Source organism: Streptomyces sp. NPDC054840 (genome assembly GCF_053611065.1).
Map to the genome: position 1 here is coordinate 13,150 of NZ_JBSGZP010000012.1, position 17,991 is coordinate 31,140.

Consider the following 17,991-nt stretch of genomic DNA (forward strand, 5'->3'; position numbering starts at 1 on the left):
GATGAAAGCCACTGGATGAACCCGATAGCGAAACTGCTCAAGGCCCTGCCCCCCGGGACCGCCATGGTCGCGGGGGGCACCGCTGTGCTCGGCGCCGCCTCCTACATCCACCTCGCGGTCGCCGGACACAGCCTCGCGACGGCCGACAAGGCCGGGGTCTCGGTGCTGTGGACCCTGGTGATGTCGGTCGGGATCGGCCTGTTCTTCCCGATCGAGCAGGAACTCACCCGGATCGTCGCCGCCCGCGCGGTACGCGGTGAGGGCGCCGCACCGGTGCTCCGGAAGGCGGGGCTGCTGACCGCGGGCGTCCTGGCCGTGCTCCTCGGCGCGCTCGCCCTCTTCGCCGGGCCGATCGCCGACCGGCTGTTCCGGGGCGACCGTGCGATGGTCGCCGTACTCGGCGCCGCCTTCACCGGCATGGCCCTGTGCTACCTCACCCGGGGCGTCCTGGCCGGCACCGGCCGGTTCACCGCGTACGGCTCCCAGCTCGCGGTCGACGGCGGTCTGCGGATCGTGCTGGCCTTCGGCTGCGCCCTCGCCGGGCTGCACTCGGCGCTCGCCTTCAGCCTGATCCTCGTCGTGGCGCCGTTCGTCGCCCTGCTGGTCACGCTGTCCCCGACCCGGGGTGCGGCGCGGCCCGGCGGGCCGATCACCACCCGGGAGCTGGTCCGCGGTCTCGGTCCGCTGACCGCCTCCACCCTGCTGGCCCAGGTGGTCGTCAACGCGGCGGTGATGAGCACCCAGCTGCTGGAGCCGACCCGCACCGCACTGATCGCGGGCCTGCTCAGCGCCCTGGTACTGGCGCGGATACCGCTCTTCGTCTTCGGCTCGCTGCAGGCCTCGCTGCTCTCCGGGCTGTCCACCGTGGTGGCGGGCGGCGACCACCAGGGCTTCGCCCGGATGCTCCGCAAGGCCTGCCTGGTGGTGCTCGCGCTCGGCGCCCTCGGCGGTGTGCCGGCCGTCCTGACCGGACCCTGGCTCATCGAGGTCCTGTTCAGAGCCGAGCCCGGCCAGCTCGGCCGCCTCGACTTCCTCTGGTTCGCCATCGGGACGACCTGCTACATGCTGGCGATGGTGCTCGGCCAGGCGCAGATGGTGCTGCACCGGCACCGCGCCCAGCTGGCGTGCTGGGTGTTCGGCACCGCGGTCCTGCTCGGCATCACCCTGCTGCCCGGGGACATCGCGCTGCGCGTGGGCCTCGCCTACGCGGTCGGCTCGCTGGCCACCGCCGCCGCGATGCTGCTGACCCTGCGCGGCGCCGTCCCGCGCCGTACGGCGGCGCTTGCCCCCGAGGGCCGGCTCACCGAAGTCTGACCTCATGACGCGATGGTCATTCCGCCGGGAGGCCTTGCCGCGCCTGCGCGTGGTCCGGTTTGACCACGCAGCGTGGCGGGGTATTCTCTTCGGCCCGATTAGCCAGGTACGTGCCTCGTATGGCAGACTACTCAAGTTGCTCGGCTGAGTGCCGATGCTGCGCGCCTCCCGCCGGGAGGACCGGAAGCGAGTCCCACAGTACTCGTCGTCCTTAATCTGCCTCTCGGGGCAGCAATGGGGGCGGACGTACGGGAATCTTCTGGGAAGTGTCAGCACGGTGCCCACCAGGCACTCGGTGGGTGTTTCTCCCCCGAATCGCGGTCACAGGGACCGTACCCCCTTGGACGAGGGAATTTCCGTATGGGAATTTTCTGTAGAGGGAGTGCGACACGCCCGACCGCGTGGGTCGGAGGAGAGGCCGCGGGATCCGTCCCGCAGCCGACCGGGCGCCAGAGCGTTTCCACAAACAGACAGGACTACGGAGTAGCCATGGCGGGACAGAAGATCCGCATCCGGCTCAAGGCCTACGACCACGAGGTCATCGATTCCTCGGCGAAGAAGATCGTCGAGACGGTGACGCGCACTGGTGCGTCGGTCGCGGGCCCGGTGCCGCTGCCCACTGAGAAGAACGTGTACTGCGTCATCAAGTCGCCGCACAAGTACAAGGACTCGCGCGAGCACTTCGAGATGCGCACGCACAAGCGCCTGATCGACATCCTCGACCCGACTCCCAAGACCGTTGACTCGCTGATGCGCCTGGACCTTCCGGCCGGCGTTGACATCGAGATCAAGCTCTGAGAGGCGTCGAGAAGATGGCAAAGCAGATCAAGGGCGTCCTGGGCGAGAAGCTCGGCATGACCCAGGTCTGGGACGAGAACAACCGTGTCGTCCCGGTGACCGTGGTCAAGGCCGGACCCTGCGTCGTTACCCAGGTCCGTACGAACGACATCGACGGCTACGAGTCGGTCCAGATCGCCTTCGGCGAGATCGACCCGCGCAAGGTGAACAAGCCCCTCAAGGGCCACTTCGCCAAGGCCGACGTGACCCCCCGCCGCCACCTGGTGGAGCTCCGCACCTCCGACGCCAGCGAGTACACGCTCGGCCAGGAGATCACTGCTGAGGTGTTCGAGTCCGGCGTCAAGGTTGACGTCACGGGCAACAGCAAGGGCAAGGGCTTCGCCGGTGTCATGAAGCGGCACAACTTCCGGGGCCTCGGCGCCGGTCACGGTGTGCAGCGCAAGCACCGCTCCCCCGGTTCGATCGGTGGCTGCGCCACCCCTGGGCGTGTCTTCAAGGGCATGCGCATGGCCGGTCGTATGGGTAACGAGCGCGTCACCACCCAGAACCTGACCATCCACGCGGTTGACGCGGAGAAGGGTCTGCTCCTCATCAAGGGCGCAGTCCCCGGTCCGAACGGCGGCCTCGTCCTGGTCCGTACCGCGGCCAAGGGGGCTTGAGGTAATGAGCACCATTGACATCCTTTCGCCGGCAGGCGACAAGGCCGGTACCGTCGAGCTCCCCTCGGAGATCTTCGACGCGAAGACCAGCGTTCCGCTGATCCACCAGGTCGTTGTCGCTCAGCTGGCAGCTGCCCGTCAGGGCACGCACAAGACCAAGCGTCGCGGCGAAGTCCGTGGTGGTGGCCGCAAGCCGTACCGCCAGAAGGGCACCGGCCGCGCGCGCCAGGGTTCGACCCGTGCGCCGCAGTTCGTCGGCGGTGGCGTGGTCCACGGCCCGCAGCCGCGTGACTACTCCCAGCGGACCCCGAAGAAGATGAAGGCCGCCGCCCTCCGCGGTGCCCTCTCGGACCGTGCGCGTCACTCCCGCATCCACGTCGTCACCGGCGTGGTCGAGGGTGCCGCCTCCACGAAGGCCGCCAAGACGCTGTTCGGCAAGATCTCGGAGCGCAAGAACCTGCTCCTGGTCGTCGAGCGCGCCGACGAGGCCGCGTGGCTGTCCGCCCGCAACCTGCCCCAGGTTCACATCCTGGAGCCGGGCCAGCTGAACACGTACGACGTGATCGTCTCTGACGACGTGGTCTTCACTCAGGCCGCTTTCGAGTCCTTCGTGTCTGGCCCCAAGGCCGATGAGACCGAAGGGAGCGACGCCTGATGTCTGAGGCGACCGTTACCAGCAAGACCTTCACCGACCCGCGCGACCTGCTGATCAAGCCGGTTGTCTCGGAGAAGAGCTACGCGCTGCTGGACGAGAACAAGTACACGTTCATCGTCGCGCCCGGCTCCAACAAGACCCAGATCAAGCAGGCCGTGGAAGCGGTCTTCGGGGTCAAGGTCACCGGGGTCAACACGATCAACCGTCAGGGTAAGCGCAAGCGCACCAAGACCGGTTTCGGCAAGCGCGCTGACACCAAGCGCGCCATCGTGACCCTCGCTGAGGGCGACCGAATCGACATCTTCGGCGGCCAGGCCTCCTAACGGAGGTCTAGTCGTCCGGAATCGGACGAGGACTGAGAAATGGGTATCCGCAAGTACAAGCCGACGACCCCGGGCCGTCGTGGCTCCAGCGTCGCCGACTTTGTCGAGATCACGCGGTCCACGCCGGAGAAGTCGCTGGTTCGCCCCCTGCACAGCAAGGGCGGCCGTAACAACACCGGTCGGATCACCGTTCGCCACCAGGGTGGTGGACACAAGCGCGCCTACCGCGTGATCGACTTCCGTCGTCACGACAAGGACGGCGTGCCGGCCAAGGTCGCGCACATCGAGTACGACCCCAACCGCACCGCGCGCATCGCGCTCCTGCACTACGCGGACGGCGAGAAGCGCTACATCATCGCGCCGAAGGCTCTGAAGCAGGGCGACCGGATTGAGAACGGCCCCACGGCCGACATCAAGCCCGGTAACAACCTCGCGCTCCGCAACATCCCGGTCGGTACCACGATCCACGCGATCGAGCTCCGTCCCGGTGGCGGCGCCAAGTTCGCGCGCTCGGCCGGTGCCTCCGTGCAGCTGCTGGCGAAGGAGGGCACGATGGCCCACCTTCGTATGCCGTCGGGCGAGATCCGTCTCGTCGACGCGCGCTGCCGCGCCACGGTCGGCGAGGTCGGCAACGCCGAGCAGTCGAACATCAACTGGGGCAAGGCCGGCCGTATGCGCTGGAAGGGCGTTCGCCCGTCCGTCCGCGGTGTCGCGATGAACCCGGTTGACCACCCGCACGGTGGTGGTGAGGGCAAGACCAGTGGTGGTCGCCACCCGGTCTCCCCGTGGGGTCAGAAGGAGGGTCGTACTCGCTCGCCGAAGAAGGCTTCGAGCAAGTACATCGTCCGCCGCCGCAAGACGAACAAGAAGCGCTAGGAGCGGGTTTAGATGCCGCGCAGTCTCAAGAAGGGGCCCTTCGTCGACGACCACCTCGTAAAGAAGGTGGACGTCCAGAACGAAGCCGGCACCAAGAACGTCATCAAGACCTGGTCCCGTCGCTCGATGATCATCCCCAGCATGCTGGGTCACACCATCGCGGTGCACAACGGCAAGACCCACGTCCCGGTGTTCGTCACCGAGTCGATGGTCGGCCACAAGCTCGGCGAGTTCTCGCCGACTCGCACCTTCCGCGGCCACGTCAAGGACGACCGGAAGTCGAAGCGCCGCTAAAGGCGGGGTGGTTACGACTATGACTTACACCGAAGGGACAACCATGGAAGCCAGGGCCCAGGCGCGGTACATCCGCGTCACGCCCATGAAGGCCCGCCGAGTGGTGGACCTTATCCGTGGCATGGATGCCACGGAGGCTCAGGCGGTCCTGCGTTTCGCCCCGCAGGCCGCGAGCGTGCCGGTTGGCAAGGTGCTTGACAGCGCCATTGCCAACGCCGCACACAACTACAACCACCCGGACGCCTCCACGCTGGTCATCAGCGAGGCGTACGTGGACGAGGGCCCGACCCTGAAGCGGTTCCGTCCGCGTGCCCAGGGCCGTGCCTACCGGATCCGCAAGCGGACCAGCCACATCACCGTGGTCGTCAGCAGCAAGGAAGGTTCCCGGTAATGGGCCAGAAGGTAAACCCGCACGGGTTCCGGCTCGGCATCACCACCGACTTCAAGTCGCGTTGGTACGCCGACAAGCTGTACAAGGACTACGTCAAGGAAGACGTCGCCATCCGCAGGATGATGACGTCCGGCATGGAGCGCGCCGGCATCTCGAAGGTTGAGATCGAGCGCACCCGTGACCGCGTGCGTGTGGACATCCACACCGCTCGTCCGGGCATCGTCATCGGCCGCCGTGGCGCCGAGGCCGACCGCATCCGCGGTGACCTCGAGAAGCTCACGGGCAAGCAGGTCCAGCTGAACATCCTCGAGGTCAAGAACCCCGAGCTCGATGCCCAGCTGGTCGCCCAGGCCGTTGCCGAGCAGCTCTCCTCCCGCGTCTCCTTCCGTCGCGCCATGCGTAAGAGCATGCAGGGCACGATGAAGGCCGGCGCCAAGGGCATCAAGATCCAGTGTGGCGGCCGTCTCGGCGGCGCCGAGATGTCCCGCTCCGAGTTCTACCGCGAGGGTCGTGTGCCGCTGCACACGCTGCGCGCGAACGTGGACTACGGCTTCTTCGAGGCCAAGACCACCTTCGGCCGTATCGGTGTGAAGGTCTGGATCTACAAGGGCGACGTCAAGAACATCGCCGAGGTTCGCGCCGAGAACGCTGCGGCCCGTGCGGGTAACCGCCCGGCCCGTGGCGCGCAGGGCGCTGGCGACCGTCCCGCCGGCCGTGGTGGCCGTGGTGGCGAGCGCGGCGGCCGTGGTGGCCGCAAGCCGCAGCAGGCTGCTGGTGCCGAGGCCCCCAAGGCCGACGCTCCCGCCGCCGCTCCGGCCGAGAGCACCGGAACGGAGGCCTGACCGACATGCTGATCCCTCGTAGGGTCAAGCACCGCAAGCAGCACCACCCGAAGCGCAGCGGTATGGCCAAGGGCGGTACTGAGGTCACGTTCGGCGAGTACGGCATCCAGGCGCTGACCCCGGCGTACGTGACGAACCGCCAGATCGAGGCGGCTCGTATTGCGATGACCCGCCACATCAAGCGTGGCGGCAAGGTCTGGATCAACATCTACCCGGACCGCCCGCTGACGAAGAAGCCTGCCGAGACCCGCATGGGTTCCGGTAAGGGTTCTCCTGAGTGGTGGATCGCCAACGTGCACCCGGGCCGGGTCATGTTCGAGCTGTCCTACCCGAACGAGAAGATTGCTCGTGAGGCGCTCACCCGCGCTGCTCACAAGCTTCCGATGAAGTGCCGGATTGTTCGGCGCGAGGCAGGTGAGTCGTGATGGCGACGGGAACCAAGGCGTCCGAGCTGCGTGAGCTCGGCAACGAGGAGCTCGTTGGCAAGCTGCGCGAGGCCAAGGAGGAGCTGTTCAAGCTCCGCTTCCAGGCGGCCACGGGTCAGCTGGAGAACAACGGCCGGCTCAAGTCCGTCCGTAAGGACATCGCTCGCATCTACACCCTGATGCACGAGCGTGAGCTCGGTATCGAGACGGTGGAGAGCGCCTGATGAGCGAGAACAACGTGACTGAGAAGACCGAGCGCGGTTTCCGCAAGACCCGTGAGGGTCTGGTCGTCAGCGACAAGATGGACAAGACCGTCGTCGTCGCCGTCGAGGACCGCGTGAAGCACGCCCTGTACGGCAAGGTCATCCGCCGTACGAACAAGCTCAAGGCTCACGACGAGCAGAACGCTGCCGGCGTCGGCGACCGCGTCCTCATCATGGAGACGCGTCCGCTGTCGGCGAGCAAGCGCTGGCGCATCGTCGAGATCCTCGAGAAGGCCAAGTAAGCACCTGAGGGGTTTCCCTTAGGTTCGTTCCGCCAGGCTCGGTGGGGGCGACGCTCTCCGGAGTGAAGCCCCCGCCGGGAACCGGCAGACAAACAGGAGATACACGTGATCCAGCAGGAGTCGCGACTGCGTATCGCCGACAACACTGGTGCCAAGGAAATCCTTTGCATCCGTGTTCTCGGTGGTTCCGGTCGCCGCTACGCGGGCATCGGTGACGTCATCGTCGCCACCGTCAAGGACGCGATCCCCGGTGGCAACGTGAAGAAGGGTGACGTCGTCAAGGCTGTCATCGTTCGCACCGTCAAGGAGCGTCGCCGCCAGGACGGCTCGTACATCCGCTTTGACGAGAACGCCGCCGTCATTCTGAAGAACGACGGCGACCCTCGCGGCACCCGTATCTTCGGCCCGGTGGGCCGTGAGCTGCGCGAGAAGAAGTTCATGAAGATCATCTCGCTCGCGCCGGAGGTGCTGTAAGCATGAAGATCAAGAAGGGCGACCTGGTTCAGGTCATCACCGGTAAGGACAAGGGCAAGCAGGGCAAGGTCATCGTTGCCTTCCCCGCCGACAACCGTGTCCTCGTCGAGGGTGTCAACCGGGTCAAGAAGCACACCAAGGCTGCGCAGAACCAGGCCGGTGGCATTGTGATCACCGAGGCCCCGGTCCACGTCAGCAACGTTCAGCTGGTTGTGGAGAAGGACGGCAAGAAGGTCGTCACCCGCGTCGGCTACCGCTTCGACGACGAGGGCAACAAGATCCGCGTTGCCAAGCGGACGGGTGAGGACATCTGATGGCTACCACTCCGCGTCTCAAGACGAAGTACCGCGAGGACATCGCGGGCAAGCTGCGTGAGGAGTTCTCCTACGAGAACGTCATGCAGATCCCCGGCCTCGTGAAGATCGTGGTCAACATGGGTGTGGGCGACGCCGCCCGCGACTCCAAGCTGATCGACGGCGCCATCAAGGACCTGACGACGATCACCGGTCAGAAGCCGGCCGTCACGAAGGCCCGCAAGTCCATCGCGCAGTTCAAGCTGCGCGAGGGTCAGCCGATCGGCTGCCACGTCACCCTCCGTGGTGACCGCATGTGGGAGTTCCTGGACCGTACGCTGTCGCTCGCGCTGCCGCGTATCCGTGACTTCCGTGGTCTGTCGCCGAAGCAGTTCGACGGCCGTGGTAACTACACCTTCGGTCTCACGGAGCAGGTCATGTTCCACGAGATCGACCAGGACAAGATCGACCGTACCCGGGGTATGGACATCACCGTGGTCACCACGGCGACCAACGACGCTGAGGGCCGCGCGCTCCTTCGTCACCTCGGCTTCCCCTTCAAGGAGGCGTAAGCGAGATGGCGAAGAAGGCTCTCATCGCGAAGGCTGCCCGTAAGCCCAAGTTCGGTGTGCGTGCGTACACCCGCTGCCAGCGCTGCGGTCGCCCCCACTCCGTGTACCGCAAGTTCGGCCTGTGCCGCGTCTGCCTTCGTGAGATGGCTCACCGTGGCGAGCTGCCGGGCGTGACCAAGAGCTCCTGGTAATTCCCTTCCGTCCGTAAGGACTTGGGAAGTTCCAGAGACTCTCGGTAAGCATCTGGTCGGTGGGTGCCCAGCTCCTCATGCCGTAGGCTTGTGGGGTTGGGCGTCCACCGCCCTATCGACTTACTACGCCGTAGGTCCCCGCACCGCACCCGTCCCGCCACTGAGTGGGGAGAGGGATGGCGCATACAGGAAACCCCGGCGAGAGAGGCCGAAGGCCACTTCATGACCATGACTGACCCGATCGCAGACATGCTGACCCGTCTGCGTAACGCTAACTCGGCGTACCACGACTCTGTCGTGATGCCGCACAGCAAGATCAAGTCGCACATCGCAGAGATCCTCAAGCAGGAGGGTTTCATCACCGGCTGGAAGGTCGAGGACGCCGAGGTCGGCAAGAACCTCGTCCTCGAGCTGAAGTTCGGGCCGAACCGTGAGCGCTCCATCGCGGGCATCAAGCGGATCTCGAAGCCCGGTCTGCGCGTGTACGCGAAGTCCACCAACCTGCCGAAGGTGCTCGGCGGCCTGGGCGTGGCGATCATCTCCACGTCCCACGGTCTGCTCACCGGCCAGCAGGCAGGCAAGAAGGGCGTAGGTGGGGAAGTCCTCGCCTACGTCTGGTAGTCGGGAACGGAGGAAAAGCAATGTCGCGAATCGGCAAGCTCCCCATCCAGGTTCCCGCCGGTGTGGACGTCACCATCGATGGCAGCACGGTCGCGGTGAAGGGCCCCAAGGGTTCCCTTTCCCACACCGTCAAGGCTCCCATCGCCGTTGTGAAGGGCGAGGACGGCGTTCTTAACGTCACCCGTCCGAACGACGAGCGTCAGAACAAGGCCCTGCACGGCCTGTCCCGCACGCTGGTGGCGAACATGATCACCGGTGTGACCACGGGATACGTCAAGGCTCTCGAGATCAGCGGTGTCGGTTACCGTGTCCTGGCGAAGGGCTCCAACCTGGAGTTCCAGCTGGGTTACAGCCACCCGATCCTGGTGGAGGCGCCCGAGGGCATCTCCTTCAAGGTCGAGTCGCCGACCAAGTTCTCGGTCGAGGGCATCGACAAGCAGAAGGTCGGCGAGGTCGCCGCCAACATCCGCAAGCTGCGGAAGCCCGACCCGTACAAGGCCAAGGGTGTCAAGTACGCCGGCGAAGTCATCCGCCGCAAGGTCGGAAAGGCTGGTAAGTAGCCATGGCATACGGTGTGAAGATCGCCAAGGGCGACGCGTACAAGCGCGCTGCCAAGGCTCGCCGCCACATCCGCATTCGCAAGAACGTGTCGGGTACGGCGGAGCGTCCGCGCCTCGTCGTGACGCGTTCCAACCGCAACATCGTTGCTCAGGTCATCGACGACCTCCAGGGTCACACCCTGGCGTCGGCGTCGACCCTGGACACCTCGATCCGCGGTGGCGAAGGCGACAAGAGCGCCCAGGCCCAGGCCGTCGGCGCGCTCGTGGCCGAGCGTGCGAAGGCTGCCGGCGTCGAGACCGTTGTCTTTGACCGCGGTGGCAACCGATACGCCGGGCGCATTGCCGCTCTGGCTGACGCCGCCCGCGAAGCCGGGCTGAAGTTCTAAGCCCCGGTTCCGGGACTCACGGACGTAACAGAGAGAGGTAATCCAATGGCTGGACCCCAGCGCCGCGGAAGCGGTGCCGGTGGCGGCGAGCGGCGGGACCGGAAGGGTCGCGACGGTGGCCCTGCCGCCGAGAAGACCGCTTACGTTGAGCGCGTTGTCGCGATCAACCGCGTCGCCAAGGTTGTCAAGGGTGGTCGCCGCTTCAGCTTCACCGCGCTGGTCGTGGTGGGCGACGGTGACGGCACTGTAGGTGTCGGTTACGGCAAGGCCAAGGAAGTTCCCGCGGCCATCGCCAAGGGTGTCGAGGAAGCCAAGAAGTCCTTCTTCAAGGTTCCGCGCATCCAGGGCACGATCCCTCACCCGATCACGGGCGAGCGTGCCGCCGGCGTCGTGCTCCTGAAGCCGGCTTCCCCCGGTACCGGTGTTATCGCCGGTGGCCCGGTGCGCGCCGTTCTGGAGTGCGCCGGCGTACACGACATCCTGTCGAAGTCGCTCGGTTCGTCGAACGCGATCAACATCGTGCACGCGACCGTCGCAGCGCTCAAGGGCCTGCAGCGTCCCGAGGAGATCGCGGCTCGCCGTGGTCTGCCCCTCGAGGACGTCGCCCCCGCGGCTCTGCTTCGTGCACGTGCTGGGGCGGGTGCGTAATGGCTCGCCTCAAGATCACGCAGACGAAGTCGTACATCGGCAGCAAGCAGAACCACCGCGACACTCTGCGTTCGCTCGGGCTCAAGCGCCTGAACGACGTGGTCGTCAAGGAGGACCGCCCCGAGTTCCGCGGAATGGTGCAGACCGTCCGCCACCTCGTGACGGTTGAGGAGGTTGACTAACATGGCTGAGAACAGCCCGCTGAAGGCCCACAACCTCCGTCCCGCCCCCGGTGCCAAGACCGCGAAGACCCGTGTCGGTCGTGGTGAGGCGTCGAAGGGTAAGACGGCCGGTCGTGGTACGAAGGGCCAGAAGGCCCGTTACCAGATCCCGCAGCGCTTCGAGGGCGGGCAGATGCCCCTCCACATGCGTCTGCCGAAGCTCAAGGGCTTCAAGAACCCGTTCCGCACCGAGTTCCAGGTCGTGAACCTGGACAAGCTCGGCGCTCTCTACCCCGAGGGTGGAGAAGTCACGGTGGCCGACCTGGTCGCCAAGGGCGCGGTTCGCAAGAACAGCCTCGTCAAGGTCCTGGGCCAGGGCGAGATCTCCGTGGCGCTGCAGGTTTCGGTTGACGCCGTCTCCGCCTCCGCCAAGGAGAAGATTGCCGCTGCCGGCGGCACCGTCACCGAGCTCGTCTAAGACGATTTCAGTGGCTGAATAGCTCGAAACCCGACCGGGGATGCCTCACATATGGGGCATCCCCGGTCGGTCGTTCCACGGAAGGCACACTCGCCGGTAAGGTGGCGTGCACCTTTGCTTTGTCGTATTCGTCGATCCCTCAGACCGTCACCTCTGACGCAGTAGCGCGGGGGTCGCAGGAGGCACCGTGCTCACCGCGTTCGCCCGGGCGTTCAAGACGCCCGACCTGCGCAAGAAGCTGCTCTTCACGCTCGGCATCATCGTGCTGTTCCGGCTCGGGTCCCACGTCCCGGTACCCGGCGTGAGCTACAAGAACGTCCAGATCTGTGTGGAGCAGGCAGGCAGCAGCAATGGGCTGTTCGGCTTGGTCAACATGTTCAGCGGCGGTGCGCTGCTGCAGATCACGATCTTCGCGCTCGGCATCATGCCCTACATCACGGCGAGCATCATCCTGCAGCTGCTGACCGTGGTCATCCCGAAGCTGGAGACCCTCAAAAAAGAGGGACAGTCCGGCACGGCGAAGATCACTCAGTACACGCGCTATCTGACGGTCGCGCTCGCGATCCTGCAGGGCACGGGCCTCGTCGCCACGGCCCGCACCGGCGCCCTGTTCCAGGGCTGCCAGGCCGCCAGCCAGATCGTCCCCGACCGCTCGATCTTCACCACGGTCGTCATGGTGATCACCATGACCGCCGGTACCTGCGTCGTCATGTGGCTCGGTGAGCTGATCACCGACCGCGGCATCGGCAACGGCATGTCGATCCTCATGTTCATCTCGATCGCCGCCGGTTTCATCGGCGCCCTCTGGCAGATCAAGCTCCAGGGCAAGATCGCGGACGGCTGGGTCGAGTTCGGTGTCGTGATGCTCGTGGGCCTCGCGATGGTCGGACTGGTGGTCTTCGTCGAGCAGGCGCAGCGCCGGATCCCGGTCCAGTACGCGAAGCGCATGATCGGCCGCCGTGCGTACGGCGGTACGTCGACCTACATCCCGCTCAAGGTGAACCAGGCGGGCATCATCCCCGTCATCTTCGCCTCGTCGCTGCTCTACATCCCGGCGCTGATCGTGCAGTTCAGCGGGTCCACCGCGGGCTGGGCCAACTGGATCCAGAAGCACTTCGTCAAGGGCGATCACCCGTACTACATCGCGACCTACTTCCTCCTGATCGTCTTCTTCGCGTTCTTCTACGTGGCGATCTCGTTCAACCCCGAGGAAGTTGCAGACAACATGAAGAAGTATGGTGGGTTCATCCCGGGCATCCGCGCCGGTCGGCCCACCGCCGAGTACCTGAGCTACGTACTCAACCGGATCACCTGGCCGGGGTCGCTGTACCTGGGTCTCATCGCTCTTGTGCCGACGATGGCGTTGGCCGGCTTCGGAGCGAACCAGAACTTCCCGTTCGGCGGGACGAGCATCCTGATCATCGTGGGTGTGGGTCTGGAAACCGTGAAGCAGATCGAGAGCCAGCTCCAGCAGCGTAATTACGAAGGGTTCCTCCGCTGATGCGAATCGTCCTCGTTGGACCGCCCGGTGCGGGCAAGGGAACGCAGGCCGCGTTCCTTGCCAAGAACCTGTCGATTCCGCACATCTCCACGGGCGACCTGTTCCGGGCCAACATCAGCCAGGGCACCGACCTGGGCAAGCAGGCGAAGGCGTACATGGACGCCGGCGACCTGGTGCCCGACGAGGTGACCATCGGCATGGCGAAGGACCGTATGGAGCAGCCGGACGCCGTGAACGGCTTCCTGCTCGACGGATTCCCGCGCAACGTCTCGCAGGCCGAGGCGCTCGACGTGATGCTCCAGGCCGAAGGCATGAAGCTCGACGCCGTCCTCGACCTGGAGGTCGAGGAGGACGAGGTCGTCAAGCGGATCGCCGGTCGCCGGATCTGCCGCAACGACTCCTCGCACGTCTTCCACGTGACGTACGCCCCGCCGAAGGCCGAGGGTGTCTGCGACACCTGCGGCGGCGAGCTGTACCAGCGCGGCGACGACTCCGAGGCCACGGTGCGCAACCGGCTGGAGGTCTACCACACGCAGACCGAGCCGATCATCGACTACTACAAGGACCAGGGCCTGCTGGTGACCATCCCGGCCCTCGGTGAGGTCGCGGACGTCACGAAGCGCGCGATGGACGCCCTCAAGAAGTAGTAACCCTTTGTGCGCAGGTACGGCCGCGGTGTCCCCAGGACATCGCGGCCTTACTGTTGATGAAGACCTGAACAACGCAAATCCGAAGGTGGAAGGCATTTCCCATGGTCCAGATCAAGACCCCCGAGCAGATCGCGAAGATGCGCGAGGCGGGGCTGGTCGTCGCCGCGATCCACGCTGCGACCCGTGAGGCGGCCGTACCGGGCGCCACGACGCGGGATCTGGACATGGTGGCCCGCAAGGTCATCGCCGACGCCGGTGCCAAGTCGAACTTCCTCGGCTACGGCGGCTTCCCCGCGACCATCTGCACCTCGGTGAACGAGGTCGTCGTCCACGGCATCCCGGACGACAAGACGGTCCTCAAGGACGGCGACATCATCTCGATCGACGCCGGCGCGATCGTGGACGGCTGGCACGGCGACGCCGCGTACACGGCCTTCGTCGGCACCGGGCACGCCCCTGAGCTCGTGGAGCTGTCGCGGGTGACCGAGGAGTCGATGTGGGCCGGTATCGCCGCCATGAAGCTCGGCAACCGCCTCGTGGACATCTCCAAGGCGATCGAGACGTACATCAAGCGCCAGCCCCGCCCCTCCACCGGTGAGCACAGCCTTGGCAGGTTCGGCATCATCGAGGACTACGGCGGCCACGGCATCGGGTCCGAGATGCACATGGACCCCCACCTGCTGAACTACGTCTCGCGCAAGCGGGGCAAGGGGATCAAGCTCGTTCCGGGCCTCTGCCTGGCGATCGAGCCGATGGTCTCCCTGGGAACCGCCCAGACGGAGGTCCTTTCGGACGACTGGACGGTCATCACGACGGACGGCACCTGGTCCTCGCACTGGGAGCACTCCATCGCGCTGACGGAGGCCGGTCCCATCGTCCTGACCAGCCCGGACTGCGGCAAGGCGAAGCTGGCGGAGTACGGAGTCACCACGGCTCCGGACCCCCTCGGTTAATGATCTAGACTCTGGGGCAAACTTTCCGGATTCGTCTTTCCGGGTGCCCTGTCGTAGACTGACTCGTCGGCTCTCGTGCACTCCCATGCCTGCATGGCGCACGAGGCCGATCAAGGTAGCCGATTCGAAAGGCGAAGCGTGGCCAAGAAGCAAGGTGCCATCGAAATCGAGGGCACCGTGATCGAGTCCCTCCCGAACGCGATGTTCAAGGTGGAACTCCAGAACGGTCACAAGGTCCTCGCGCACATCAGCGGCAAGATGCGCATGCACTACATCCGCATCCTCCCTGATGACCGGGTTGTCGTGGAGCTCTCCCCGTACGACCTCACGCGTGGCCGGATCGTCTACCGATACAAGTAGATCTTGTCCTCACTCCTGCCTGGGCGTCCGTCCCGGTGCGGGTGGTGGCACTGACCCGGAGAACCTCACCAACATGAAGGTCAAGCCGAGCGTCAAGAAGATCTGCGACAAGTGCAAGGTGATCCGCCGTCACGGCCGGGTCATGGTCATCTGCGACAACCTGCGCCACAAGCAGCGCCAGGGCTGACGCACGCCGACCGACCTGCCTTCCGCAGTTCTTCGCGCGACGTAAGAAAACGTACATACGCAGAACCCGCCCAGCCCTTCATGGGGCCGGCGGTACCTCCGGCGGGGGCCGGGGACCCGGGCGTACCATCACCCACTTTCGGGTGGTCGGCGGTCGGGGTCGGTTCTGCTGAAGACCCCCGAACACACAGGAGCCATTGAATGGCACGCGTTTCCGGTGTTGACATCCCGCGCGAAAAGCGCGTGGAGATCGCACTTACCTACGTCTTCGGTGTCGGTCGCACCCGGTCCAAGGAGATCCTTGCGGCCACTGGTGTGAACCCGAACACCCGCGTTCGTGACCTGGCCGAAGAGGACCTCGTCAAGATCCGCGAGTACGTGGACGCCAACCTCCGTACCGAGGGTGACCTCCGCCGCGAGATCCAGGGCGACATCCGCCGCAAGATCGAGATCCAGTGCTACCAGGGCATCCGCCACCGTCGTGGCCTGCCGGTGCACGGTCAGCGCACCAGCACGAACGCGCGTACCCGCAAGGGCCCGCGTCGCGCGATCGCCGGTAAGAAGAAGCCGGGCAAGAAGTAGTCCTGTTCAGCGGTCTTGCGCTGTAGGACCGACCACCTCCCGTAGGAGATTTAGATGCCCCCCAAGGGTCGTCAGGGCGCTGCCAAGAAGGTGCGCCGCAAGGAAAAGAAGAACGTCGCTCACGGGCACGCCCACATCAAGAGCACGTTCAACAACACCATCGTTTCGATCACCGACCCCTCGGGCAACGTGATCTCCTGGGCCTCCGCCGGCCACGTCGGCTTCAAGGGCTCGCGCAAGTCCACCCCCTTCGCCGCGCAGATGGCCGCCGAGTCGGCCGCCCGTCGCGCGCAGGAGCACGGCATGCGCAAGGTTGACGTCTTCGTGAAGGGTCCGGGCTCCGGCCGCGAGACCGCGATCCGCTCCCTCCAGGCCACCGGCCTCGAGGTCGGCTCGATCCAGGACGTCACCCCCACCCCGCACAACGGCTGCCGCCCGCCGAAGCGCCGCCGCGTCTGACGCAGCGGACGCACCTGTGCGTTCTTGAGTGTCCGGGCGGTACGACCTCTTCGGGGGACGTGCCGCCCGTACCCTTGCAGTAGCCGTACCTCTGGTACGGCATCCCGTCGGGCGTCAAATAGTGGGCGTCCACGAATGAAGGAACACAGACATGCTTATCGCTCAGCGTCCTTCGCTGACCGAAGAGGTCGTCGACGAGTACCGCTCGCGGTTCGTGATCGAGCCGCTGGAGCCGGGCTTCGGTTACACCCTCGGCAACTCCCTGCGTCGTACTCTCCTGTCCTCCATCCCGGGTGCCGCTGTCACCAGCATCCGCGTGGACGGCGTCCTGCACGAGTTCACCACCGTGCCGGGTGTCAAGGAAGACGTCACCGACATCATCCTCAACATCAAGCAGCTGGTCGTCTCCTCGGAGCACGACGAGCCGGTCGTGATGTACCTGCGCAAGCAGGGTCCCGGCCTGGTCACCGCTGCTGACATCGCCCCCCCGGCCGGTGTCGAGGTGCACAACCCGGACCTGGTCCTCGCCACGCTCAACGGCAAGGGCAAGCTGGAGATGGAGCTGACCGTCGAGCGCGGTCGCGGCTACGTCTCCGCCGTCCAGAACAAGCAGCTGGGCCAGGAGATCGGCCGTATCCCGATCGACTCCATCTACAGCCCGGTCCTCAAGGTCACCTACAAGGTCGAGGCGACCCGAGTCGAGCAGCGCACCGACTTCGACAAGCTGATCGTCGACGTCGAGACCAAGCAGGCCATGCGCCCGCGTGACGCCATGGCGTCCGCCGGTAAGACCCTGGTCGAGCTGTTCGGTCTGGCGCGCGAGCTCAACATCGACGCCGAGGGCATCGACATGGGCCCGTCCCCGACGGATGCCGCCCTGGCCGCCGATCTGGCGCTGCCGATCGAGGAGCTCGAGCTCACGGTCCGCTCGTACAACTGCCTCAAGCGCGAGGGCATCCACTCCGTGGGTGAGCTCGTCGCCCGCTCCGAGGCGGACCTGCTCGACATCCGCAACTTCGGTGCGAAGTCGATCGACGAGGTCAAGGCGAAGCTGGCCGGCATGGGCCTGGCCCTCAAGGACAGCCCGCCCGGATTCGACCCGACCGCCGCCGCCGACGCCTTCGGCGCCGACGACGACGCCGACGCCGGTTTCGTCGAGACCGAGCAGTACTGATTCACCCCGCCGCCGGCGGCTGAGGCCTTTGGCCTGGGTCGCCGGCCGGGTTCGAACAAAGACTTTCCCGCGGCATCCGCCTCGGGGGAACTGACACCGGTACCTGACACGGCCGGTGCAGATATGAAGGAGTAACACCATGCCGCGTCCCGCAAAGGGTGCCCGTCTGGGCGGTTCCGCCGCGCACGAGAAGCACCTCCTCGCGAACCTCGCGAAGGCGCTCTTCGAGCACGGCCGCATCACCACCACCGAGGCCAAGGCCCGCCGCCTGCGTCCCTACGCCGAGCGTCTGGTCACCAAGGCCAAGAAGGGCGACATCCACAACCGTCGCCTGGTGCTGCAGACGATCACGGACAAGAGCATCGTGCACACGCTGTTCACCGAGATCGCCCCGCGCTACGAGAACCGCCCCGGTGGTTACACGCGCATCACCAAGATCGGCAACCGTCGTGGCGACAACGCCCCGATGGCCGTGATCGAGCTGGTCGAGGCCCTTACGGTCGCCCAGCAGGCCACCGGTGAGGCCGAGGCCGCCACCAAGCGCGCGGTCAAGGAGGCGGAGGCTGTCGAGACCCCCGCCGAGGAGACCAAGGAGGCCTGATCCCGCTTCGGGATCGAGCTTGCTTGATCGGCTCTGAACGGGCCCGCCCCTTCCGGGGG

The 17,991-nt window shown here is 65.9% G+C and carries 31 protein-coding genes; all 31 read left to right on the forward strand.

The genetic code is table 11. From position 1 onward, the window contains the following. The first annotated feature begins 15 nt into the window (after window positions 1–15). The 31 genes from ACWGIU_RS02190 to rplQ all read left to right on the forward strand — a co-directional run bounded on the left by ACWGIU_RS02190 (window position 16) and on the right by rplQ (window position 17,932). A complete protein-coding gene (locus ACWGIU_RS02190; protein WP_453701792.1) occupies window positions 16–1,314 on the forward strand; it encodes a lipopolysaccharide biosynthesis protein in 1,299 nt (432 codons plus the stop codon). A 489-nt stretch (window positions 1,315–1,803) separates the two neighbouring features. Then, entirely contained in the window at window positions 1,804–2,112 is a 309-nt protein-coding gene (gene rpsJ, locus ACWGIU_RS02195) for a 30S ribosomal protein S10 (RefSeq protein WP_003948644.1), read from the forward strand. 14 nt (window positions 2,113–2,126) lie between these two features. Continuing rightward, window positions 2,127–2,771 (forward strand): 50S ribosomal protein L3, encoded by a 645-nt coding sequence (rplC, locus tag ACWGIU_RS02200; RefSeq protein WP_007265899.1) that lies wholly within the window; start codon window positions 2,127–2,129, stop codon window positions 2,769–2,771. A gap of 4 nt (window positions 2,772–2,775) precedes the next feature. Continuing rightward, complete coding sequence (gene rplD, locus ACWGIU_RS02205; protein WP_030767300.1) at window positions 2,776–3,426, forward strand: 50S ribosomal protein L4; 651 nt, start codon at window positions 2,776–2,778, stop codon at window positions 3,424–3,426. Further along, a complete protein-coding gene (rplW, locus tag ACWGIU_RS02210) occupies window positions 3,426–3,749 on the forward strand; it encodes a 50S ribosomal protein L23 (RefSeq protein ID WP_030154694.1) in 324 nt (107 codons plus the stop codon). Before rplD ends, rplW begins: the two co-directional genes overlap by 1 nt. A gap of 39 nt (window positions 3,750–3,788) precedes the next feature. After that, complete coding sequence (gene rplB, locus ACWGIU_RS02215; protein WP_008739715.1) at window positions 3,789–4,625, forward strand: 50S ribosomal protein L2; 837 nt, start codon at window positions 3,789–3,791, stop codon at window positions 4,623–4,625. Between the two features lie 12 nt (window positions 4,626–4,637). Then, window positions 4,638–4,919, forward strand: coding sequence for a 30S ribosomal protein S19 (rpsS, locus tag ACWGIU_RS02220; RefSeq protein ID WP_008739713.1), 282 nt, complete (start codon window positions 4,638–4,640; stop codon window positions 4,917–4,919). A gap of 43 nt (window positions 4,920–4,962) precedes the next feature. Then, a complete protein-coding gene (gene rplV / locus ACWGIU_RS02225; protein ID WP_007265904.1) occupies window positions 4,963–5,310 on the forward strand; it encodes a 50S ribosomal protein L22 in 348 nt (115 codons plus the stop codon). Continuing rightward, on the forward strand, window positions 5,310–6,152 hold the full coding sequence (gene rpsC, locus ACWGIU_RS02230) for a 30S ribosomal protein S3 (RefSeq protein WP_008739710.1): 843 nt from the start codon (window positions 5,310–5,312) through the stop codon (window positions 6,150–6,152). The genes rplV and rpsC overlap by 1 nt, the downstream gene beginning before the upstream one ends. A 5-nt stretch (window positions 6,153–6,157) precedes the next feature. Continuing rightward, window positions 6,158–6,577 (forward strand): 50S ribosomal protein L16, encoded by a 420-nt coding sequence (rplP, locus tag ACWGIU_RS02235; RefSeq protein WP_008739704.1) that lies wholly within the window; start codon window positions 6,158–6,160, stop codon window positions 6,575–6,577. Beyond that, complete coding sequence (gene rpmC / locus ACWGIU_RS02240; protein ID WP_008739703.1) at window positions 6,577–6,801, forward strand: 50S ribosomal protein L29; 225 nt, start codon at window positions 6,577–6,579, stop codon at window positions 6,799–6,801. The genes rplP and rpmC overlap by 1 nt, the downstream gene beginning before the upstream one ends. Then, window positions 6,801–7,082 carry a 30S ribosomal protein S17 gene (gene rpsQ, locus ACWGIU_RS02245; RefSeq protein ID WP_030008467.1) on the forward strand — a complete coding sequence of 94 codons (282 nt, stop codon included), beginning with the start codon at window positions 6,801–6,803 and terminating at the stop codon, window positions 7,080–7,082. The genes rpmC and rpsQ overlap by 1 nt, the downstream gene beginning before the upstream one ends. A 105-nt stretch (window positions 7,083–7,187) precedes the next feature. Next, window positions 7,188–7,556, forward strand: coding sequence for a 50S ribosomal protein L14 (gene rplN / locus ACWGIU_RS02250; protein WP_008739701.1), 369 nt, complete (start codon window positions 7,188–7,190; stop codon window positions 7,554–7,556). Window positions 7,557–7,558: 2 nt separating this feature from the next. Beyond that, complete coding sequence (gene rplX / locus ACWGIU_RS02255) at window positions 7,559–7,870, forward strand: 50S ribosomal protein L24 (RefSeq protein WP_030008468.1); 312 nt, start codon at window positions 7,559–7,561, stop codon at window positions 7,868–7,870. Then, window positions 7,870–8,421, forward strand: coding sequence for a 50S ribosomal protein L5 (gene rplE / locus ACWGIU_RS02260; RefSeq protein WP_030008469.1), 552 nt, complete (start codon window positions 7,870–7,872; stop codon window positions 8,419–8,421). Before rplX ends, rplE begins: the two co-directional genes overlap by 1 nt. A gap of 5 nt (window positions 8,422–8,426) precedes the next feature. Further along, window positions 8,427–8,612, forward strand: coding sequence for a type Z 30S ribosomal protein S14 (locus tag ACWGIU_RS02265; RefSeq protein WP_003956452.1), 186 nt, complete (start codon window positions 8,427–8,429; stop codon window positions 8,610–8,612). 222 nt (window positions 8,613–8,834) lie between these two features. Continuing rightward, window positions 8,835–9,233 (forward strand): 30S ribosomal protein S8, encoded by a 399-nt coding sequence (rpsH, locus tag ACWGIU_RS02270; RefSeq protein WP_008739698.1) that lies wholly within the window; start codon window positions 8,835–8,837, stop codon window positions 9,231–9,233. 20 nt (window positions 9,234–9,253) lie between these two features. Beyond that, the gene (gene rplF / locus ACWGIU_RS02275) at window positions 9,254–9,793 is read left to right on the forward strand and encodes a 50S ribosomal protein L6 (protein WP_030388858.1); all 540 of its coding nucleotides are present in this window, start codon (window positions 9,254–9,256) and stop codon (window positions 9,791–9,793) included. Window positions 9,794–9,795: 2 nt separating this feature from the next. Continuing rightward, the gene (rplR, locus tag ACWGIU_RS02280; RefSeq protein ID WP_008739696.1) at window positions 9,796–10,179 is read left to right on the forward strand and encodes a 50S ribosomal protein L18; all 384 of its coding nucleotides are present in this window, start codon (window positions 9,796–9,798) and stop codon (window positions 10,177–10,179) included. Window positions 10,180–10,224: 45 nt separating this feature from the next. After that, window positions 10,225–10,827 carry a 30S ribosomal protein S5 gene (rpsE, locus tag ACWGIU_RS02285; RefSeq protein ID WP_073912880.1) on the forward strand — a complete coding sequence of 201 codons (603 nt, stop codon included), beginning with the start codon at window positions 10,225–10,227 and terminating at the stop codon, window positions 10,825–10,827. Beyond that, window positions 10,827–11,009, forward strand: a complete 183-nt coding sequence (gene rpmD / locus ACWGIU_RS02290; protein WP_053682614.1) for a 50S ribosomal protein L30 — start codon at window positions 10,827–10,829, stop codon at window positions 11,007–11,009. The genes rpsE and rpmD overlap by 1 nt, the downstream gene beginning before the upstream one ends. A 1-nt stretch (window position 11,010) precedes the next feature. Next, complete coding sequence (gene rplO, locus ACWGIU_RS02295; protein ID WP_030008473.1) at window positions 11,011–11,466, forward strand: 50S ribosomal protein L15; 456 nt, start codon at window positions 11,011–11,013, stop codon at window positions 11,464–11,466. Window positions 11,467–11,653: 187 nt separating this feature from the next. Next, on the forward strand, window positions 11,654–12,967 hold the full coding sequence (gene secY / locus ACWGIU_RS02300) for a preprotein translocase subunit SecY (RefSeq protein WP_453701793.1): 1,314 nt from the start codon (window positions 11,654–11,656) through the stop codon (window positions 12,965–12,967). Next, a complete protein-coding gene (locus ACWGIU_RS02305) occupies window positions 12,967–13,614 on the forward strand; it encodes an adenylate kinase (RefSeq protein ID WP_453701794.1) in 648 nt (215 codons plus the stop codon). Before secY ends, ACWGIU_RS02305 begins: the two co-directional genes overlap by 1 nt. Before the next feature lie 104 nt (window positions 13,615–13,718). Beyond that, the gene (gene map / locus ACWGIU_RS02310; protein ID WP_453701795.1) at window positions 13,719–14,570 is read left to right on the forward strand and encodes a type I methionyl aminopeptidase; all 852 of its coding nucleotides are present in this window, start codon (window positions 13,719–13,721) and stop codon (window positions 14,568–14,570) included. Window positions 14,571–14,708: 138 nt separating this feature from the next. Then, complete coding sequence (gene infA, locus ACWGIU_RS02315; protein WP_003956442.1) at window positions 14,709–14,930, forward strand: translation initiation factor IF-1; 222 nt, start codon at window positions 14,709–14,711, stop codon at window positions 14,928–14,930. Window positions 14,931–15,003: 73 nt separating this feature from the next. Beyond that, entirely contained in the window at window positions 15,004–15,117 is a 114-nt protein-coding gene (rpmJ, locus tag ACWGIU_RS02320; protein ID WP_003956441.1) for a 50S ribosomal protein L36, read from the forward strand. 200 nt (window positions 15,118–15,317) lie between these two features. Continuing rightward, window positions 15,318–15,698, forward strand: coding sequence for a 30S ribosomal protein S13 (rpsM, locus tag ACWGIU_RS02325; protein ID WP_069921529.1), 381 nt, complete (start codon window positions 15,318–15,320; stop codon window positions 15,696–15,698). A gap of 54 nt (window positions 15,699–15,752) precedes the next feature. After that, window positions 15,753–16,157 carry a 30S ribosomal protein S11 gene (gene rpsK, locus ACWGIU_RS02330; RefSeq protein ID WP_003956432.1) on the forward strand — a complete coding sequence of 135 codons (405 nt, stop codon included), beginning with the start codon at window positions 15,753–15,755 and terminating at the stop codon, window positions 16,155–16,157. 151 nt (window positions 16,158–16,308) lie between these two features. Further along, the gene (locus tag ACWGIU_RS02335; protein ID WP_008739666.1) at window positions 16,309–17,331 is read left to right on the forward strand and encodes a DNA-directed RNA polymerase subunit alpha; all 1,023 of its coding nucleotides are present in this window, start codon (window positions 16,309–16,311) and stop codon (window positions 17,329–17,331) included. A 139-nt stretch (window positions 17,332–17,470) separates the two neighbouring features. Further along, complete coding sequence (rplQ, locus tag ACWGIU_RS02340; RefSeq protein WP_030154710.1) at window positions 17,471–17,932, forward strand: 50S ribosomal protein L17; 462 nt, start codon at window positions 17,471–17,473, stop codon at window positions 17,930–17,932. Window positions 17,933–17,991: the final 59 nt, after the last annotated feature.

Excerpts from the sequence above, each read along its gene's own strand:
- ACWGIU_RS02190 (WP_453701792.1), top strand. The coding sequence starts at position 16 with ATGAACCCGATAGCGAAACTGCTCAAGGCCCTGCCCCCCGGGACCGCC.
- rpsJ (WP_003948644.1), top strand. The coding sequence starts at position 1,804 with ATGGCGGGACAGAAGATCCGCATCCGGCTCAAGGCCTACGACCACGAG.
- rplC (WP_007265899.1), top strand. The coding sequence starts at position 2,127 with ATGGCAAAGCAGATCAAGGGCGTCCTGGGCGAGAAGCTCGGCATGACC.
- rplD (WP_030767300.1), top strand. The coding sequence starts at position 2,776 with ATGAGCACCATTGACATCCTTTCGCCGGCAGGCGACAAGGCCGGTACC.
- rplW (WP_030154694.1), top strand. The coding sequence starts at position 3,426 with ATGTCTGAGGCGACCGTTACCAGCAAGACCTTCACCGACCCGCGCGAC.
- rplB (WP_008739715.1), top strand. The coding sequence starts at position 3,789 with ATGGGTATCCGCAAGTACAAGCCGACGACCCCGGGCCGTCGTGGCTCC.
- rpsS (WP_008739713.1), top strand. The coding sequence starts at position 4,638 with ATGCCGCGCAGTCTCAAGAAGGGGCCCTTCGTCGACGACCACCTCGTA.
- rplV (WP_007265904.1), top strand. The coding sequence starts at position 4,963 with ATGGAAGCCAGGGCCCAGGCGCGGTACATCCGCGTCACGCCCATGAAG.
- rpsC (WP_008739710.1), top strand. The coding sequence starts at position 5,310 with ATGGGCCAGAAGGTAAACCCGCACGGGTTCCGGCTCGGCATCACCACC.
- rplP (WP_008739704.1), top strand. The coding sequence starts at position 6,158 with ATGCTGATCCCTCGTAGGGTCAAGCACCGCAAGCAGCACCACCCGAAG.
- rpmC (WP_008739703.1), top strand. The coding sequence starts at position 6,577 with ATGGCGACGGGAACCAAGGCGTCCGAGCTGCGTGAGCTCGGCAACGAG.
- rpsQ (WP_030008467.1), top strand. The coding sequence starts at position 6,801 with ATGAGCGAGAACAACGTGACTGAGAAGACCGAGCGCGGTTTCCGCAAG.
- rplX (WP_030008468.1), top strand. The coding sequence starts at position 7,559 with ATGAAGATCAAGAAGGGCGACCTGGTTCAGGTCATCACCGGTAAGGAC.
- rplE (WP_030008469.1), top strand. The coding sequence starts at position 7,870 with ATGGCTACCACTCCGCGTCTCAAGACGAAGTACCGCGAGGACATCGCG.
- ACWGIU_RS02265 (WP_003956452.1), top strand. The coding sequence starts at position 8,427 with ATGGCGAAGAAGGCTCTCATCGCGAAGGCTGCCCGTAAGCCCAAGTTC.
- rpsH (WP_008739698.1), top strand. The coding sequence starts at position 8,835 with ATGACCATGACTGACCCGATCGCAGACATGCTGACCCGTCTGCGTAAC.
- rplF (WP_030388858.1), top strand. The coding sequence starts at position 9,254 with ATGTCGCGAATCGGCAAGCTCCCCATCCAGGTTCCCGCCGGTGTGGAC.
- rplR (WP_008739696.1), top strand. The coding sequence starts at position 9,796 with ATGGCATACGGTGTGAAGATCGCCAAGGGCGACGCGTACAAGCGCGCT.
- rpsE (WP_073912880.1), top strand. The coding sequence starts at position 10,225 with ATGGCTGGACCCCAGCGCCGCGGAAGCGGTGCCGGTGGCGGCGAGCGG.
- rpmD (WP_053682614.1), top strand. The coding sequence starts at position 10,827 with ATGGCTCGCCTCAAGATCACGCAGACGAAGTCGTACATCGGCAGCAAG.
- rplO (WP_030008473.1), top strand. The coding sequence starts at position 11,011 with ATGGCTGAGAACAGCCCGCTGAAGGCCCACAACCTCCGTCCCGCCCCC.
- ACWGIU_RS02305 (WP_453701794.1), top strand. The coding sequence starts at position 12,967 with ATGCGAATCGTCCTCGTTGGACCGCCCGGTGCGGGCAAGGGAACGCAG.
- map (WP_453701795.1), top strand. The coding sequence starts at position 13,719 with ATGGTCCAGATCAAGACCCCCGAGCAGATCGCGAAGATGCGCGAGGCG.
- rpmJ (WP_003956441.1), top strand. The coding sequence starts at position 15,004 with ATGAAGGTCAAGCCGAGCGTCAAGAAGATCTGCGACAAGTGCAAGGTG.
- rpsM (WP_069921529.1), top strand. The coding sequence starts at position 15,318 with ATGGCACGCGTTTCCGGTGTTGACATCCCGCGCGAAAAGCGCGTGGAG.
- rpsK (WP_003956432.1), top strand. The coding sequence starts at position 15,753 with ATGCCCCCCAAGGGTCGTCAGGGCGCTGCCAAGAAGGTGCGCCGCAAG.
- ACWGIU_RS02335 (WP_008739666.1), top strand. The coding sequence starts at position 16,309 with ATGCTTATCGCTCAGCGTCCTTCGCTGACCGAAGAGGTCGTCGACGAG.
- rplQ (WP_030154710.1), top strand. The coding sequence starts at position 17,471 with ATGCCGCGTCCCGCAAAGGGTGCCCGTCTGGGCGGTTCCGCCGCGCAC.